We start from the raw sequence: 16,297 nt of genomic DNA on the forward strand, positions 1-16,297 counted from the left end.
GCGCGAGGGCACGCGCCACGAGCAGCTCATTGTGGCCGGTCTCGCCAGCGTGCCAGTAGTAGCTGTCGGCGGTGTCGATGAGGGTGATTCCGGCGTCCAAGGCCGCGTGGACCGTGGCGAGGGCACGCCGCTCGTCCGGACGGTTCTCGATGGACAACGGCATGGCCCCAAGGCCGACGGCACTGACGATCCGGCCTCCGATGCTGCGGTACCGCATGGATGGTGATCCTCCGTCGGGCTCAGGCGGTGGAAGCCGCGAACGCGTCGAGGGCCTCGGCGACGGCGCGGTTCAGCCATTCGTCGGCGTGGGAGAAGGCGAACCCCAGCTCCCTCGCGCGCGCGTTGCTCATCGCGTAATGGCGGTCGAAGGAGAACGGGGACGCCTCCTGCCCTGCGGGCACGACCCGGTACACCGGCTCGCGACCGAGCTGCCCGGCGATCGCCCCGGCCAGGTCCCGGGCGTCCAGCAGCCCGTCGGAGCAGGCGTTGACCGGGCCCGTGACGCCCGCGTCCGTCGCCGCCCACACCATCACGTCGGCCATCTCCCGGTAGTCGATGAACACCGACGGCAGCGCCCCGGCGTGCACGGCGACCTCCTCGCCCCGGGCGATGCGCTCGACGTAGTGCGCCAGGCGGCCGGTGAACTCCCGCGCGCCGCCGCCCAGGACGTGGGCGCAGCGCACGGACGCGAAGTCGAACGCGCCGGAGCGGGTGAGGACGGCCTCCGTCTGCCGCTTGCCCTCGCCGTAGTTCGGCTCCAGGTAGGCCGCGTCGTGCCAGGGCCGGTCCGGGTGGACCGGCCAGGCCGCCGGGTCGACGGCGCCCTCCCGCACGAGTCCGCCGACCGGCCCCGCGTCCGGCGCGCCCCCGGCCGGGTTGTAGACCTCGATCGTGGAGGCCATGACGTACCGCGGGGTCCGGCCGCCGAAGACCCGCGCCGCGATCGCGGCCTGCACGGGCGTGTAGCAGACCTGGTCGACGACCGCGTCGAAGGTGCGGCCGCCGAGCGCGGCGGCGAGCCCGGCCCCGTCGTTCCGGTCGGCGACGACGTGCTCGACGCCGGCCGGGGCCGGGCCCGACCCCCGGTTCACCAGGGTGACGCGGTGCCCGGCGTCCCGCAGTCGTTCCACCATGAGCCTGCCGAAGTAGCGGCTTCCACCGATGACACAGATGTTTTGCACGCGTTCATCGTGGCCGCCTACTGTCATCAGCAGAAGTGTCCAGTCACTGCACGGGTATTAAGGAGAACTGTTGATCGACGTCCAGCGGCTCCGCGTGCTGCGGGCGGTGGCCGAGCACGGCAGCTTCAACCGGGCGGCCGACGCCCTGCGGCTCACCCCCTCGGCGGTCTCCCAGCACGTCGCCGCCCTGGAGCGGAGCCTGGGCGCCCGGGTGGTGGCGCGCAGCACCCGCGGGGCCACGCTCACCCGCGCGGGGCGGGTCATGGTGGGCGCCGCCGAATCGGTGGCCGCCGAGCTCGAACACGCCCGGCGCCAGGTCGACCGGCTCGCCGGCGGCCGCACCCGGCTCACCGTGGCCACGTTCACCAGCGGGGGACGGCTCCTGCTGCCGGACGCGCTGGCGCGCCTCACGGCGGCCCACCCCGAAACCGAGGTGCACATCAGGGAGGCCGAGCCGGAGAGCAGCCTGCCGCTGGTCCGCCAGGGCACGGCGGACCTCGCGCTGGCCTACCGCTTCGACGGTCCGCTGCCCGGGCGCCTGGGGCCGGACTCGGGGCTGGCCTGGGAGGGACTGCTGGAGGACCCGCTGCACGCCGTGCTGCGCGAGGACCACCCGCTGGCCGCCCGCGAGGAGGTCGACCTGGCCGAACTGGCGGGCGAGCCCTGGGTGCTGGGGTGTCTGAAGACCGAGGCCTACCTGCGCCGCTTCGCCGAGCAGGCGGGGTTCGCCCCCGAGGTCCGCGGCACCACCACCGACTACTTCTTCGCCCGCTCCCTGGTGGCCGCCGGCACGGGGATCTCGCTGGTCCCCTCCATCGCCCTCACTCCGCCGGTCCCGGGGGTGCGCACCGTCCCGATCGCGCCGCCGGCGCCGACCCGCCTCTTCGGCGTCGTCACACGCGCCCGCCATGACCTTCCGCACGTCCGGACCCTGGTCGACGCCCTCAAGGAGCAGGCCGCCCGGCGGGAGACCGTCTGACCCGGCCCTGGGCTCTCCGTGGGGAGGGCACGACGGCATACTGACGGGACCGCAGTCCGCGATCATGAAAGCGTCCCGATGAGTGAGAACGTGCGCCTCGACGTTGACGGCCCGGTGGCCTTCCTGACCATCGACCGCCCCGCCAAGCGCAACGCCATGACCGTCGAGATGTGGTCGCTGATCCCGGAACTGCTCCACAAGGCGGCCGACGACGACGGCGTCCGGGTCCTGGTGCTCCGCGGCGGGAGGCACTTCTCGGCCGGAGCCGACATCGGCGAACTCGGCGCCGTCCGAAGCCCCGCCGACGGCCGCCGCTTCAACGCGGTCACCGACGCGGCCGAGGCCGCCGTGGCCTCCTTCCCCAAGCCAACGATCGCCGCGGTGCGGGGCTTCTGCATCGGGGGCGGGTGCGAGCTGGCCGTCGCCTGCGACATGCGCATCGCCGCACACGACGCCCGGATGGCCGTCACCCCGGCCAAACTCGGGGTGGTCTACACCCACCGCCCCACCAAGCGCCTCGCGGACCTGGTGGGGCCGGCGTGGGCCAAGCAGATCCTTTTCACCGGGGAGCAGCTCGACGCCGGGCAGGCCCTGCGCATCGGGCTGGTGAACGAGGTGGCCGACGACCTCGACGCCCGCGTCGCCGAGCTGGCCGGCACCATCGCCGAACGCTCCCAGGTGACGCTCCGCGCCGCCAAGACCATCCTGGAACGCATCCAGGACGGCGCCGACGAGGAGGACGACGAGGTGCGGGGGCTCTACGACGCCGGCTATGCCAGCGCCGACTTCGCCGAGGGCGTCGCCGCCTTCACCGCCAAGCGGCGACCCGAATTCCACTGACCGCTCCACAGGCCGCCGCGCAGCGGAGCAGATCACCGCACGCATGTCGTGGGCCGTTGGTCTCCTTCCGTGGCCGGAGCAGGCCCGCCACCGGCCGTTGCCAGTGCTCCGCCCCTCCCTCACAGTCGGGCCTGTGGCCGGATCGCAGACCGCCCCTGCCGGCCTCACAGGCCATGCGCGCTGGGAAGGGACTGCCGATGCCGATCGCCGCGATCTCAGGGACCTGGCAGGATCCATCGATGAACTACCGGACCATCGACTTCCAAGGGTTCGGAACGGATCGAATCGCCTGGGGGGCTCCGGACCCGTCCGGCCCTCAGAGCGCACTGCAGTTCCACGGCCGCAGGGGCGAGGTCCCTCTGGACGGCTCCGAGTTCCTCCTCTCGACCTTCACCCACGAGAACCGTCTCAGCGAGCACACCATGGGCTTCACCCTGCCCTTGGAAATGACGATCGCGTTCGAGGGGGCGTCGGCCCAGACCTTCCGGTGGGGGTTCTCCCGACAGGACACCCCCGACCTGAACGGCCCGGTCGACGACGTCGTCACCGTGTGGGACATGATCGAGGACGAGGTACAGGTCGAGGGGCTCCCCTACCGCTTCTTCCTCTCCAGGTGCGTGCCGGAGCACAAGGACGCCTCCGAAGTGGCACCGTGGACACCGCACTTCCCCTGCCCGGAGGGCCGGGACACCACGGCCGGGCTGATGGCGGTGGCGCTCCGGGCCGACCGCCCCGAGCTGCGCATCACCACGGTGCAGTACAAGGGTGAGGTGGCGCGCACGCAGTCCGACGAGTACGTCGAGATCCTCAACTCCAGTGCGCTCGCCGTGAACGTCGAAGGCTGGACGGTCTCGGCCGGCGACGCAGGCCAGGAGCTCACGCTCCCCCAGTACATCGTGGGTCCCGGCAGGCGGTTCCGGGTCTACACCAACGAGGTCCGCCCCGAATGGGGCGGGCTGTCCTTCGGCAGCGGGCGCGCCATCTGGAACGACAAGGGCGACGTCGCCGAGCTGCGCGACACCGGCAAGATCCTGGTCTCCGACTACCGCTACGGCAGCGAGGCCACCGGCGCTTAGGGAACGGGGAGCGCCCCGGTCGCCGCGCACGACACCTCCCACAGGCGCGCGGCGGCCTCAGGGGCGATGGCGTACTCCCGCACCCCGCCGTCGTCCATGGGTTCCTCAGGCTCTGAGACCCGCGCGATGTCGCAGTCCTCCAGATAGAGGCCCCCGAGCCCCTTGAGCATCGGCGACGTCGCCGCCCAAAGCCCCGTGGCGGCCCCCTGGGACGGCGTCTTGAAACCGTCTCCGACCACCTCCCCCCGCTCATCGATCCATCCCCGTTCGATCTGCTCCCGGACGGACATCTCGCGCTGGAGTCCGGTGATGATCTTTCCGGGATGCAGGGCGAAGGCGCGCACGCCGTCGTCGCGTCCCAAGGCATCGAGTCCGACGGCGAACAGGGAGTTCGCGGTCTTGGACTGCCCATAGGACAACCATTTGTCGTAGCCGGTGCGGAAGTGCGGGTCGTGCCAGCGGATCCCGGTCAGGGTGTGCCCGGCCGAACTGTTGACGACGACGCGCGCGCCGCCCTCGGCCAGGAGCGGGTAGAGCTCGCAGGCCAACGCGAAGTGGCCGAGGTGGTTGGCGGCGAACTGGCCCTCCCAGCCGGGGCCGACGCGCCGCTCGGGGGTGGCCATGACGCCGGCGACGGCCATGAGGAGGTCGACGCGCTCTACGGCCTCGCCGATCCTCACGGCGGCCGACCGCACGCTCGCCAGGTCGGTCAGGTCCATCGGGACGACCTCGCAGGACCCCAGGCCCGCGAGAGCTTCCCGGGCGGCGCCCTCGCGGCGTGCGGGGACGATGACGCGCGCCCCGGCCGCGGCGAGGGCCCGCGCGGTCGCGAGCCCGAGCCCCGAGGAGCCACCGGTGACGACGGCGGTGGTCCCGGTGAGGTCCAGGCCCGCCAGGACGTCCTCGCAGGTGCTGTCGGCGGAGAAGGGCGACCCGAGCGGCCGCTGCTGTCCAGTGGTCATGCCGGCGACCCTAGGAACTAGAGCGAACTCTAGATCAAGCCCTAATGTGGCGGGCATGGCGACGACCGGGCCCCGGGCGGGCTCCCTAGGCATCGGCGAGGTGGCCGAGCGGACCGGCCTCAGCGTGCACGCGCTGCGCTTCTACGAGCGCGAGGGCCTGCTGGTCGGCCCCGTCCACCGCACCGCGGGCGGACGGCGCCGCTACACCGACGCCGACGTCGAGTGGCTGCGGATCTGCGTCAAGCTCCGCGAGTCCGGGATGCCCCTGGCCGACCTCGCACGCTTCGCCGAACTGGTCCGCGCCGGCCCCGGCAACGAGGCCGAACGCCTCCACCTCCTCGACACCCACCAACGCCGCGTCGAGGCCCGCATCCAGGCACTCGAAGAGTGCCGCTCCCTCATCTCCTGGAAGGTCGGCATCTACACCGACCACCTGTCCCGCGGACAGGCCGAAGGCCTCTGGGACCCGACCACCTGACCCATGGGCCACCTGTGGCCTGAGCATTGACACCCCTGTCACCCCTCGCCACGCTGAGCGCGTCCTCACCCACCAATTCCGACGCGGGAGCGAATGCGTATGAGCGCTGATCTGGACATCTGGGGCCACCCACTGGTCGAGCTCCCCGACTGGCAGCTCCGCGAAGATGCCCGCGCCATGATCTCCCAGGGCTTCACACTCGCGAACGCTCTCGCCGCAGACCCGCTCCCCCACCTGGCTGCCAGACGCCGGATCCCGTTCCTCAGCAGGGACGAGCTGATCGGAACCGTGCAGGACTACACGGGGATCTGCGACGCCTTGAAACGCCGCCACGCGCCCAGCGAAGAGAACGCCGCTCCGACGGGCCCCTCCCCCGTTGAACCGGCTGAAATGGCCCGGGCACTGGACCTGCGCATCCGCGATCTGACCCCGCCCAGCGGCCCCCAGCGCCCGGACGGCTCACCGCCCCGCGCCCTGATCCTGGGCGGGCAGCCCGGCTCCGGCAAGACCCTCACCCAGGACATCGCACGCCGCGCCTTCCCCGACCACACCGCCGTCTACGACGGCGACGACAACGCGCTCTTCCATCCGCGCTTCCAGGAGATCGTCCGCCAGGACCCCCATCTCGGCCACACGACCGCAGCGCATCAGCTGCCCGAGGACTTCCACGACAGGTGCCTGGAGCACCTGAGGGCCGGTGAGGTCAAGTACGACGTCATCGCCAGTCACCCTCTGGGGCGGAGGGAGTGGGCCGATTCCTGGGTCGAAGGGTTCAAGCGGCACGGATACCATGTGAGCGTCGCCTTCGTGTCGACGCATGAGGCGAACAGCCGCCTGGGGATCCTGCACCGCTACCAGCGCCAGCGGGACCGGGAAGGCTACGCACGCTGGGTGCCCCCGGAACTCCACGACGAGTTCTACGCGAACATCCCCGACGTCGCCGCACACCTTGAGGAATCGCCGAACGTCGACGCGATGTACGTCCTCGACCGCGACGGCGGCGTCCTCCACGAGAGCGGGCGCCCTCAGCGCTGAACCGTGAACTCCCGCTCCATGTGGGACAGCTTCTCCGGGTTGCGCACGGTGTAGATGCCGGTGATCAGGCCGTCCTCAATCCGCAGTGTCACGACGCTGTCGACCTCTCCGTCCACGCGGAGCAGCAGTGCCGTCCGCCCGTTGACGCAGGACGTCTCCACGGACACCTCGGCCCACAGCCGGTTCAGGCCGGCCTTGAAGAGGCGTGCGACCCGATCGGCGCCGACGACCGGCTTGGGGACCGCCTGCTTCACTCCGCCCCCGTCGGCCAGGACGACGACATCCGGGGCAAGGATGTCGAGCAGTCCTTGGAGGTCGCCCGTCTCGACCGCCCGTTGGAAGGCCGCGGTCACGCTCCTGGTCTCCTCGGGGGAAGCGATACCGCGCGGGCGCCGCTCGGCCACGTGCACCCTCGCCCGATGGGCGATCTGCCGCACCGCGGCCTGGGACTTGCCCACCGCCTCGGCGATCTCGGCGTACCCTACGTCGAAAACCTCGCGGAGCACGAACACCGCGCGCTCGGTCGGGCCGAGGGTCTCCAGGACCAGCAGCATCGCCGTCGAGATGCTGTCCGCCAGTTCCACGTCCTCGGCAACGTCGGGCGCCGTCAGAAGGGGCTCGGGCAGCCACTGGCCGACGTAGGTCTCCTTGCGGCGGCCGAGAATGCGCAGGCGCGTCAGCGCCTGCCTCGTGGTGATGGTGACCAGGTATGCGCGGTGATCCCTCACCTCCCCCAGGTCGACGCCGGACCACCGCATCCAGGTCTCCTGAAGCACGTCCTCCGCGTCCGCCGCAGAGCCGAGCATCTCGTAGGCGACGGTGAAAAGCAGGTTGCGGTGGCGGACGAAGGACTCCGTCGCGGGGTCCGGTCGGGGATCGACCATTGCGTGCTCCTCTCGCCTGGCGGCCGTCTCCTCCTCTAGACGCGGCACCCCAATGCCGTGTGACGCGCCCTGGCGACGGCGGAACGGCGAAGCTGTCACACACACCGCCGGCCCTCCGTCATCACGGTGAAGGACCTCATCCGCCCTCAAGGAGATGACATGGACCTCGCACTGTGGATCGCCGCCGGCTTCCTGTCCCTCGCGTTCGCGATCGGAGGCGCGGCCAAAGTCGTCGTCCCCAAGGAGAAGATCACTGCGCTCAGTTTCGGAAGGTGGGCCGAGAACTGGAGCCCGTCCGCGATCAAGACGATCGGCGCACTCGAAGTCCTGGCCGCCGTGGGACTCGTCGTGCCTCCGCTGGTGGGGTTCGGGACGGTCTTCGTTCCGTTGGCCGCAGTCGGCCTGGCCCTGGTGATGATCGGGGCGATCGTCGTGCACGCACGCCGCCGCGAGCCGGTGAGCATCGTGGGCAACGCCTTCTACCTCGCGGTGTCGGCCTTCGTGGCCTGGGGCCGGTTCGGGCCGGAGTCCTTCATGGGCTGAGGGCGCGACCGGGGAACGGGGGATCGCCGCCCTGGCGGGAACGGACCGCCAGGGTGACGAACGGCAGTGACCTCAGCGCCATCCAGCGACGCATCGGGCCGGAAGCGATCCCATGGTCGTCGCCCCTGTGCCCGCCCGGCAATGCCCTTCGACCACTCTCGAAACAGGCAGCTCGGCGCCGGGCCGGCACCGATCCCGTACCGACCGCCGCCACGTCGCGGACACCCCCGCCGTGGAACCGCGCCCAGAGGGGCGTCGGTCACTCCCCGACACCGGCCTCACTCTCCCCTGAGCGGCCGCCCCCGGGGCCAACGGCACGGTCCTCGTCCCCGGGAACCGTCTCGCCCATCGCCTCATAAATCGGCTCCAAGGCCTCCGCCAACACGGGGATGGGCGATCCCGAGTGGGCGAGCGGGGTGAACGGGCGAACCGGAGCGGGGAAGGGCAGCGGTTCCGACGGGGCCCAGAACTCCGCGGTCCGCTCCGGCAGCGGCACCAGCTCGACCTCGAGCTCCCCTCGTGGGCGGACGCGACCGCCGAGGGCCGACTCCAGCTCCTCCATGAGCAGCGAAGGCGAGACCCCGTGCCACCCCAGGAGCAGGAGCGGGTCGCCGTCGATCGCCCCTTCATGGGGCTCATCGAGGCGCAGCACGGCCGCCGTCTCCCGGGTGCCCGCCCACGGGGGCAGCAGCAGACCGATACCGGCCTCTCCCAAGGACGGGGCGAACCGGGTGAGGAACTCGCAGGCCTGTGCCGTGTCGAGCGTGCAGACTCCGCGTTCCCGGACGTCGTCCCGCTCCAGGCGCGGGTACAGGTCCGCCGCCCGCACCAGCGCGGCCTCAAGGGCCGGAGCATGGTCGCGGGGCAGCCAGTCGGCGCCCTCACCGGCGCGCGCATCCTCCAAGGTGAGCATCAGGGAGGGTTCATCGACCGACTGGACCCAGACCTCCAGCCTCCACGAGGCGTCCTCATCGGCGATGAGCAGCTCCGGCTCGCCGCCGGGCTCCGCGCCCTCTGCTGCCTCGCCGTCCCCGTCCGTCGGGAGGGCATCGGGCTCGACCAGCCGCAGGGCCGGCCGCACCGCCCCCGCCTGTCGGTGAACGGCGCCGAACCACTCCGACAGCCGCTCGCTCAAGAGGCTCTGCTCCCGCCCCCAGACGTATCCGGGGACCGCCCCGTCATCGAGGAGCAGTCCTCTCACCCAGTCCGCGTACAGCCGCGGACCGGCCGGCAGGCGGAACTCCCGGCCGTGCAGGCGCTCGCGCACCGCCTGGTCGGTGAAGGCGGACAGCGCTCCCAACGCGTCGACGACCACGGCCGAACCCGCCTCCCAGGGGTCATCGTCCTCTGGGGCGTGGTGGGCACGCAGCAGCGGAGGGACCGCCCCGGCGTAGGAACGCAGCCAGGAGAGTGCCTGCGGGTCGAGCACGGGGCGCCACCGAGCCCGGGGAGCGAAGGAGGTGGTGCCCATGTCCTCATCGGCCTCCTCCACCCACTGCGGCACGACCCGGCGCGCGGCGGCGAAGGACTCGGCCGCGCGCAGCAGCACCTCCAAATGGGGCAGGGAGACGCTCCCCGCGCCCGAGGGCGAGGTGCGAAAGGTGCGCAGGAGGGACGCGGCGTCGCCGGGATGCAGGGCGAGTGCGGGCGCCTCCCAGTCGCGCAGCCCCGCGCGAGAGGCCGCGACCTTGGGGGCGTCGGGCCGCACCCCCAGCGACGGGGGCGTGAAGGGGTGGCTCGGGCCACCGGGCAGCCGCAGCACCGCGGTACCGGGGAGAAGGGCACCGGGCTCGACGGCGAATCCACCGTTCTCGGACGCCACGCCCTCGATCAGGGCCTCGCGCTCCTCCGGTGGCCGGTCCAGCAGGGGGACCACTTCTTCGGCGAGCGCCCGCGGGCCCATGGCGTAGGGGTGGGGACGCTCCTACTTCCGGGACCTGGTCGTCGCGGGGAGCCTGGAGTCGAGGCCCCATACCCAAACACTGCGATCGGCCCAGAAGGCTTCCAGTACACGCACCCCTCCAGTCTGGACGCTGAGCCAGAGGGGTGAGGCACGTTCGGCACCGTCTCCCCGACGGCCCGCGCGCGGCAGGACCCGCCAACCCACATCTGGGAGCCCCTCATGGGTTGAGCAAGGATGGGGCACCACCCCTCAGCCGCACATTCGGCAGGGCGACACCCCACGGTTCCTCCCCCGGCCCTCAACAAGCCGATACGCACCGACCCGGCGGCGCCCTACCGTGCGGTCCGTTCGAAGTGGAAGGGGCAGTGCGTCCCTCCCGTGCCGATGGTGGTGGGACGTTCGAAGCGGAACCCGTGCTCGTCCGGGTCGATGGCGTCGATCCAGTTGGCGTCGAAGGCGCACAGGATCGGGGTGAGCTCCGGTGTCCCGTTGGCCGCCATCACGTCATGGAAGAAGCAGCGGCGGACCTCCACGTGGTAGCGCTCGTCATCGTCGACCGTGCGGTCGAAGACGAAGCCCTTCCCAAAGGCGTGCTCTTCGCGTGCCTTGCTCATCTCGACGATGGACAGGAACGCGTCCTCAGCCTCGTCCAGGCGCGCCCTGGTGCCTTCCCTGACGGCGTCACCGAACGGTTCGTTGAGGGCGGCGCCGACCGCTTCGACGGCCGCCTCCCTGCCGACCCCGGGCCGGAGCACCTCATAGGCGGCCACCAGTGCCGTCGCCAAGCGCAGGTTCTGCCGGGCCGGCGCATCGACGATCAGGGAGCGGTTCGCCTCTTCGAGCGACACTTGGCGCGCCCGCATGGCGGAGGTGAGGTCCCGGGGGCGGGTGCGCTCCCTCAGGGCCGCGTAGAAGGCGTCGAGGAGCAGGGTCGTATCACGGTCGGGGTGGGGGACGTAGGTGTCCTCGGCGAGCCCGAACTGGTCAGTGGACATGACGGTCCTTCCGTGTACGGCTCGGCACGCACACGACCGCGATCCCGCGTCCGGGGGTCACTGGCCGAGCCCGCACCGAGCGAGCAGGCCAGCGCGCTCCACCGACCACCGGGCGCTGACATTGCTTGTCCTGAATTTTCGTCGGCAGTGTGCCACGCGCCGCGGATGCGCGTCCATCCCTCACTCCGCCCCTGGCCCCGGCGCCACCCACTCCGAAAACCGTTGGAGTACCGGAGCACCTGCCCGGAACACTGATCCCGCGTTCCGACCGTCTCTACACCTGGGAGGCCCCACCATGGCCAGCAAGTTCACGGAACTAGCGATCGACTGCGCCGACCCCGGGAGCCTGGCCCGCTTCTGGTGCGCGGTGCTCGACTACGAGGTATTGGACGAAGAGGACGGAGTCGTCACCATCGGCCCCAGCACACAGCCCAGTCTCAAGGACCGCCCCGGCCCGATCCCGCCGGCACTGACCTTCGCCGCCGTCCCCGAGGGCAAGACCGTCAAGAACAGACTGCACATCGACGTCAACCCCACCGACAGATCCCAGGAAGAGGAAGTCACCCGCCTACTGGCCCTCGGCGCCCGGAACACCGACGTGGGCCAGAACAAGGAAACCTGGACCGTCCTCACCGACCCCGAGGGCAACGAGTTCTGCGTCCTGGCAACTCGCCATCCCTGATTCCACACCTCAACCTCACGGAAAGCAAAGAGGAACAGTACACAAACAACCCCCGCCAAATCTCTACACCCGTGAGAGATGCTTCATTTCAGCAATATTCATAATTAGTGCAATACTCGCCCTGAACGGAAGACCAGCAAAACTACCAAGACAGGCAGGCTTCAGAGGTTCTGACTCTTTACCTTCAATGAATCAATTACATCGTCAACATAGCTCGCAGCAGGAACCTTCTTTTCGCGTTCAACTTCACCTGGCGCAAGTGCGAGCCTGCTATCTCCATCAATTGACATGAGCAACCCAGGATCGAAGTCACTCTCCTGGACATCCCCCATTTCGAGCAAACGATTCGCAGATTCCAATGTCCCTCTAAAATCTATCTCCCGCCGACTGCCAATTATGATAGTTTCAGCATTGGATTCGACCTCACCCACCGGAGATTCAACCATCTTTTCCAAGTGTGCAACTCCTCCCCAAGGAGAGGGAGTGAAACTCTGTCCACTTTGAATGTCAAGAAACACTCCTCCCCCTTCATCAATTACGGTTGAGATCGGATCGGATTCCGATCGCGCAACGTCGTTCTGATCAACCTGGCGAACATCTAAATCGTCCAGATCTTCGACTTGGTATTTCCACTCCTCACCCCCTTCCTCATTGAATGCAGCCAATCCATCTACGCCTCCACACTCATAAGGCAAAACAATGGTGTCCGTGTCAGAAACGGGCTTCCAGGTTTCCGATTCATAATCCTTGTATGTGCACTCAGAAGGAAGAGATGCTTCCCAGGTTTCGCTTGCGCTCGATAGCGAGCGACCGGTCACTTGACCATCGGATTCACCGAGAAACACGACACTACCCTTTGTCGCACCAATCACCCTCCTCACTCCGGCAGGGGTCGGACTGTCCTCAGACAACTTACCGGACTCAGCGTCCAGGACCATATAACGATTTTCCTCACTAAACAAAGAGGACTGTCTGTACGAAATAATCAGCCTCTGATCACCCCCATCCGATGAGCCTTCCGCAGGAGGTGAAAGTGCCGCTCCGACAGATCCTCCAGGAAGATCAACCGACCATTTTTTCCGCCCGGTCGCCAACGTATGTGCAGATACATGATCCGGAAAGAAAGCGATCAGACTACCGGACGAAACGAGAAAACTTTCGGGTTCTCCACCCTTCTCCGCCGAAACAGATTCCAGAACATCAGCCAGACTGGCGGCCGTATACTGACCTGCATTGCCGATGACGGTTGAATCGCTGCCAGGGTGCACTACCGGTGAATCCTCGCGTATGTACCAGGCATTTACGGCCATCACCGAAACGGCCACAGAGATCGCAACACCACCAACCACAAACCACTTTTTTTGAACTTTCGTCGACAACTCACACACCAAAGCCTTGGACTTCCCTGTAACGAGTCAAGGCCAGGACACCGGAAAATATAGTCGGGATCGAAATTAGCAATGCCAAGGAGAGTCGTTGAACACGGCGAGCGTCACACACATTATTCGCGTATGCCCCGTCCCCGGAAACTCCGTCGTCGATATCCCAGACCCGACTTTAATGCAATCCCGGACCGGCCGCCATCGGAGATGAGCACGTTATTTTGGACTCAGACACCCCAAACTCTGCATGAGTCGGCTGAAACCCAAAGGGAGGGAACGCCACCAAGTAAATAATTATTACAGTACCCGCGATCGCAAATGCGGCACAAAGATGCCGCTTAAGCCTTATTGTCTTCATCCAGGACAGACTCACCCTTCAATGTATTCATTTCGCCACGCCTTACCGTTTCCCCGAAGGAGAGACTACGTCAACATGCCGGTCGCCATACTCTTCAATACCGAACGGCGACCGCCAGCGCACCGAGTGGCCTCCGGAGAAAACGGAGATCGGACGCGTGAGACCTCATCACTCCCCCGAAACCCACACATCCGATCGCGTACGGCGATCTACGACAGCAGCCGGAACTCCTGACTGATGGGTGAGAAGTGAAGAACCTCGTGGACCCGTTCGACGCCGACCGACCGCTTGCTGTTCCCTCGCGAGACTCCCTCCCTCGGTTCCAGGCATCAGCCCAGCAGGACCCCTCCGTGAACGCGTCTATCCGCGTCCCTCAGGCTCCCGTCGAGCGGCCGGATCGCCCGGCCCCACTGCCTTGCGGAACGTGCGGGACAGCTGGACGCTGACGTCCCTACGGCTCATCCCGCTCTTCTGCGCCAGCCAGGCTCCGAAGAGCATCACCCAGAACGTGGTGATCACCCAGGTCGGGGAGACCTCGGGGTCGATTTCATGGCCCTGCTGCCCGCGTTGGATCACCGCGCTCAGAGTCTGATCGCGCTCTTCGCTGTCCTCCCAGACGTCGGGGTCGACGGGCGCGTTGTCGGCGAACACCAGCCCGAGTACCGACCCGAGTCCCAGGTACTCCTGCGCCAGGCGGTCCAGCGAGTTCAGCGCGTCTCCTTCGCCGAGTCGTGCCGCCTCGACCGCGTGCGCGAACCGGATCCGGCATTCTTCGTCGATCGCGGCCAGCAGGTCGCCCCGGTCGGTGAAGTGCCGGTGCAGGGTGGACCGGCTGACGTCGCCGGCGTCGGCGATCTCCGCGAGTGTGGCCGCGGGGTTCCCCGCGAGCGTCTCGATCGCGGCCTCGACGATCAGTCTGCGGGTCCGGCGCGCAGTCGGGGACGGGTCGGTGTTGGTCCGGGGCATGGGGCGATTGTAGGTCGCCGTGACCACGAAGCAGGACCTGCGCGTCATTTTTTGCGACATTGATGTGTCAAACTAGCGCTCATGAGTCTCACTGCTGGAGGACGAACCGCCTGGCTGCTGCCCGCATGCCTGGTGATCGCCGCGCTTGCGAGCGGAATGCTGGTCGTCGTCGGTCCGCCGCCCGACGGTCCGATCAGCCTCCCGCTGACGGCGCCGGTGCTGCTGGCAGCCGCCGTGGCCGCACGGGTGCTGCCGAGCCGGATCGGCGCGGGAATCGCGCTCCTGGCGGTCGCCATCGCCGTCGCGGCTGCGATCACGGCACTCAGCACGGAGCCGGACGGCGCACGCACCGCGATCGCGGTCGGGATCCGCGTCGTCCAGTTCGCCGCACTGGGCGTTGCCGCCTTCGCGGGAGTCCGGCAGCTGATCACGCGTCGGCCGGACAGTGACCACCCGAGCCGGGACTGGACCCGCCCCGCCCAGATCGTCGGCCTGCTCGGCATGTGCGGGATCGGTGCGGAACTCCTCACCGCCTACAGCGACAACACCGGGGATCCAGGCGCCGTCGCATTCGCGCTGGTCTTCTTCGGTGCGCTCTACGGCGCTCCGGCGCTGGTGGCCCGTGATCTCGTGCGCAGGCTCGGGTGGGGCTGGCCCAGCCTGCTCCTGGTGTTCGCGGCCTTGGGCACGGCCCAGGCCTGTCTGATCGACCAGTCGATCTTCAGCGTCGATTACCAGGGATACGAGGGCTGGGAGGAGATGCGGCAGGGCACACTCATCCCGGCTCTGGGCATCAGCGCGTCCAACGCCTACAACTTCGTCACCGGCCACATGATCTATAGCTTCGCGGCCCCGGTCGCCCTCGCCGAGGCGTGGGTCCCGCAGCGCGCGCGGAAGCCGTGGCTCGGGCCGATCGGGACGGTGGTCGCCGTACTGGCCTACGGAGGGGCCGCCGCGATGATCCTGTCCGATCCGGAGTCACGCTCTGGCACACCGGCGCAGCTCTTGGTCTCAGCCGGGATCGTCGCCGCATTCATCGTGGCCGCCACGCTGCTCGGCCGGCGGCGAACCTCCAAGGCGCACGTGACCACAGGGACCACGGGCCGACTGCCCCTCTGGCCGGTGTTCGCAGTCGCGCTCCTCGCGGGCTTGATCCCCTCTTTCGCCACGGAGAGCTGGGGTGGAGTGCTCATGAGCGCGGCCGTCACCGGAGGGTTCGGGATCGCCATCCTGGTCGCGGCAAGGACCTGGGGATGGTCGCTCCGCCACAGCGCGACCGTGGCATTCGCCTTCCTCCTGGGCCGTGGAGCGCTGGCGTTCACCTACTTCCCGCTCCTCGGCGACGTCGCAGCGGTGCCGAAGTACGCCCACAACACGGTCATGATCCTGGCCGTAATCGCGGCCGGCTGGCTTGCGCTCCGACGGTCTACGCGCTCCGGGCGGTGAGGGCGCATGCGCCCGACGGACCCGTGGTCCTCCTGCTGCGGAAGTCGCTGAACCGAACCACGAGTCTGCGCCGCTCGTCAGGTCACCAAGTCTTGAACGACTTCCTCAGAGCGGCCCGCTCCTCCCAGGAGTCCGTGGCGGGCCCCTTGGTCATGTCGGGGAACCAGCTGTCATGCGCGATCAGGAACTCCTTCCTCTCCTCGTCGGTCATCTTTCCCAGTTCACCGGGGCCCTCAAAGTAGCCCTGCCGTGCCGCTCCAGGAGCGAAGAGCATCAGGAACTCCACCGGTACGCCGGAGATGTTGCCGAAGGAGCGCGCACCGCCGGGCGGTATGTAGAGGTAGTCGCCCTTGCCCGCGTCCATCCAGCGCTCGCCGTCGAAGACATGGATCTCACCGGAGAGGACGTAGAACGCCTCCGACATCGTCTTGTGAAAGTGCGGGCTGGTCCCACCGACCGCTGCCCCCCAGCCGGCTCTGATACAGGCCGAACAACCCGTCGCTGCTCAACCGCGTGGAGAGGTAGTGGAAGTGCCCGCCCCGGGAGTGGTCAGATCGGGCGGGGTACTCGCCGGACGGAAGGTCGCG

17 protein-coding genes are annotated in these 16,297 nt (G+C 68.5%); 8 read left to right on the forward strand and 9 right to left on the reverse strand.

The window, feature by feature from the left end:
* Positions 1 to 217, reverse strand: a 217-nt coding sequence (locus tag D450_RS30555; RefSeq protein ID WP_039820647.1) for an aldo/keto reductase, incomplete at its 3' end; no start/stop codon positions are given.
* Positions 218 to 239: 22 nt separating this feature from the next.
* Positions 240 to 1,181: a Rossmann-fold NAD(P)-binding domain-containing protein gene (locus D450_RS0118565; RefSeq protein WP_026128637.1), complete on the reverse strand. Its 942-nt coding sequence runs from the start codon at positions 1,179 to 1,181 to the stop codon at positions 240 to 242.
* 70 nt (positions 1,182 to 1,251) lie between these two features.
* On the opposite strand from D450_RS0118565, the gene D450_RS0118570 reads away from it, so the two are divergent.
* The 3 genes from D450_RS0118570 to D450_RS0118580 all read left to right on the forward strand — a co-directional run bounded on the left by D450_RS0118570 (position 1,252) and on the right by D450_RS0118580 (position 4,076).
* Positions 1,252 to 2,160, forward strand: coding sequence for a LysR family transcriptional regulator (locus D450_RS0118570; protein WP_017540157.1), 909 nt, complete (start codon positions 1,252 to 1,254; stop codon positions 2,158 to 2,160).
* Between the two features lie 78 nt (positions 2,161 to 2,238).
* Positions 2,239 to 3,000, forward strand: a complete 762-nt coding sequence (locus D450_RS0118575; RefSeq protein ID WP_017540158.1) for an enoyl-CoA hydratase/isomerase family protein — start codon at positions 2,239 to 2,241, stop codon at positions 2,998 to 3,000.
* 197 nt (positions 3,001 to 3,197) lie between these two features.
* Positions 3,198 to 4,076: a lamin tail domain-containing protein gene (locus tag D450_RS0118580; RefSeq protein WP_193789679.1), complete on the forward strand. Its 879-nt coding sequence runs from the start codon at positions 3,198 to 3,200 to the stop codon at positions 4,074 to 4,076.
* Here D450_RS0118580 and D450_RS0118585 read toward each other — a convergent pair.
* Positions 4,073 to 5,038, reverse strand: coding sequence for an oxidoreductase (locus D450_RS0118585; RefSeq protein WP_017540160.1), 966 nt, complete (start codon positions 5,036 to 5,038; stop codon positions 4,073 to 4,075). The genes D450_RS0118580 and D450_RS0118585 overlap by 4 nt on opposite strands.
* Positions 5,039 to 5,084: 46 nt before the next feature.
* Between D450_RS0118585 and D450_RS0118590 the strand changes: the two genes are divergently transcribed.
* Both D450_RS0118590 and D450_RS0118595 read left to right on the forward strand, forming a co-directional pair.
* On the forward strand, positions 5,085 to 5,516 hold the full coding sequence (locus D450_RS0118590; RefSeq protein WP_017540161.1) for a MerR family transcriptional regulator: 432 nt from the start codon (positions 5,085 to 5,087) through the stop codon (positions 5,514 to 5,516).
* 99 nt (positions 5,517 to 5,615) lie between these two features.
* Positions 5,616 to 6,551, forward strand: a complete 936-nt coding sequence (locus D450_RS0118595; protein WP_017540162.1) for a zeta toxin family protein — start codon at positions 5,616 to 5,618, stop codon at positions 6,549 to 6,551.
* Here D450_RS0118595 and D450_RS0118600 read toward each other — a convergent pair.
* Positions 6,542 to 7,435 carry an RNA polymerase sigma-70 factor gene (locus D450_RS0118600; RefSeq protein WP_017540163.1) on the reverse strand — a complete coding sequence of 298 codons (894 nt, stop codon included), beginning with the start codon at positions 7,433 to 7,435 and terminating at the stop codon, positions 6,542 to 6,544. The genes D450_RS0118595 and D450_RS0118600 overlap by 10 nt on opposite strands.
* A gap of 159 nt (positions 7,436 to 7,594) precedes the next feature.
* Here D450_RS0118600 and D450_RS0118605 point away from each other — a divergent pair, with 159 nt between their 5' ends.
* A complete protein-coding gene (locus D450_RS0118605) occupies positions 7,595 to 7,978 on the forward strand; it encodes a DoxX family protein (protein WP_017540164.1) in 384 nt (127 codons plus the stop codon).
* A 259-nt stretch (positions 7,979 to 8,237) separates the two neighbouring features.
* Here the strand turns inward: D450_RS0118605 and D450_RS0118610 are convergent, their stop codons facing one another.
* On the reverse strand, positions 8,238 to 9,881 hold the full coding sequence (locus D450_RS0118610; RefSeq protein WP_026128639.1) for a hypothetical protein: 1,644 nt from the start codon (positions 9,879 to 9,881) through the stop codon (positions 8,238 to 8,240).
* A 332-nt stretch (positions 9,882 to 10,213) separates the two neighbouring features.
* Positions 10,214 to 10,876, reverse strand: a complete 663-nt coding sequence (locus D450_RS0118615; protein WP_017540165.1) for an L-2-amino-thiazoline-4-carboxylic acid hydrolase — start codon at positions 10,874 to 10,876, stop codon at positions 10,214 to 10,216.
* Between the two features lie 295 nt (positions 10,877 to 11,171).
* Between D450_RS0118615 and D450_RS0118620 the strand changes: the two genes are divergently transcribed.
* Positions 11,172 to 11,558: a VOC family protein gene (locus D450_RS0118620; RefSeq protein ID WP_017540166.1), complete on the forward strand. Its 387-nt coding sequence runs from the start codon at positions 11,172 to 11,174 to the stop codon at positions 11,556 to 11,558.
* 161 nt (positions 11,559 to 11,719) lie between these two features.
* Here the strand turns inward: D450_RS0118620 and D450_RS32615 are convergent, their stop codons facing one another.
* Together D450_RS32615 and D450_RS0118625 are read right to left on the reverse strand one after the other, a co-directional pair.
* Positions 11,720 to 12,937 carry a PQQ-binding-like beta-propeller repeat protein gene (locus D450_RS32615; RefSeq protein WP_152520865.1) on the reverse strand — a complete coding sequence of 406 codons (1,218 nt, stop codon included), beginning with the start codon at positions 12,935 to 12,937 and terminating at the stop codon, positions 11,720 to 11,722.
* Positions 12,938 to 13,658: 721 nt separating this feature from the next.
* Positions 13,659 to 14,264, reverse strand: coding sequence for a TetR/AcrR family transcriptional regulator (locus tag D450_RS0118625; protein ID WP_169541697.1), 606 nt, complete (start codon positions 14,262 to 14,264; stop codon positions 13,659 to 13,661).
* A gap of 81 nt (positions 14,265 to 14,345) precedes the next feature.
* Here D450_RS0118625 and D450_RS0118630 point away from each other — a divergent pair, with 81 nt between their 5' ends.
* The gene (locus D450_RS0118630; RefSeq protein ID WP_241483208.1) at positions 14,346 to 15,710 is read left to right on the forward strand and encodes a hypothetical protein; all 1,365 of its coding nucleotides are present in this window, start codon (positions 14,346 to 14,348) and stop codon (positions 15,708 to 15,710) included.
* Between the two features lie 82 nt (positions 15,711 to 15,792).
* On the opposite strand, the gene D450_RS34295 is transcribed toward D450_RS0118630, so the two are convergent.
* Positions 15,793 to 16,191, reverse strand: coding sequence for a cupin domain-containing protein (locus D450_RS34295; RefSeq protein ID WP_275041901.1), 399 nt, complete (start codon positions 16,189 to 16,191; stop codon positions 15,793 to 15,795).
* Positions 16,192 to 16,297 lie beyond the last annotated feature (106 nt).

The organism is Nocardiopsis halophila DSM 44494 (assembly GCF_000341245.1).
Classification (GTDB): domain Bacteria; phylum Actinomycetota; class Actinomycetes; order Streptosporangiales; family Streptosporangiaceae; genus Nocardiopsis_A; species Nocardiopsis_A halophila.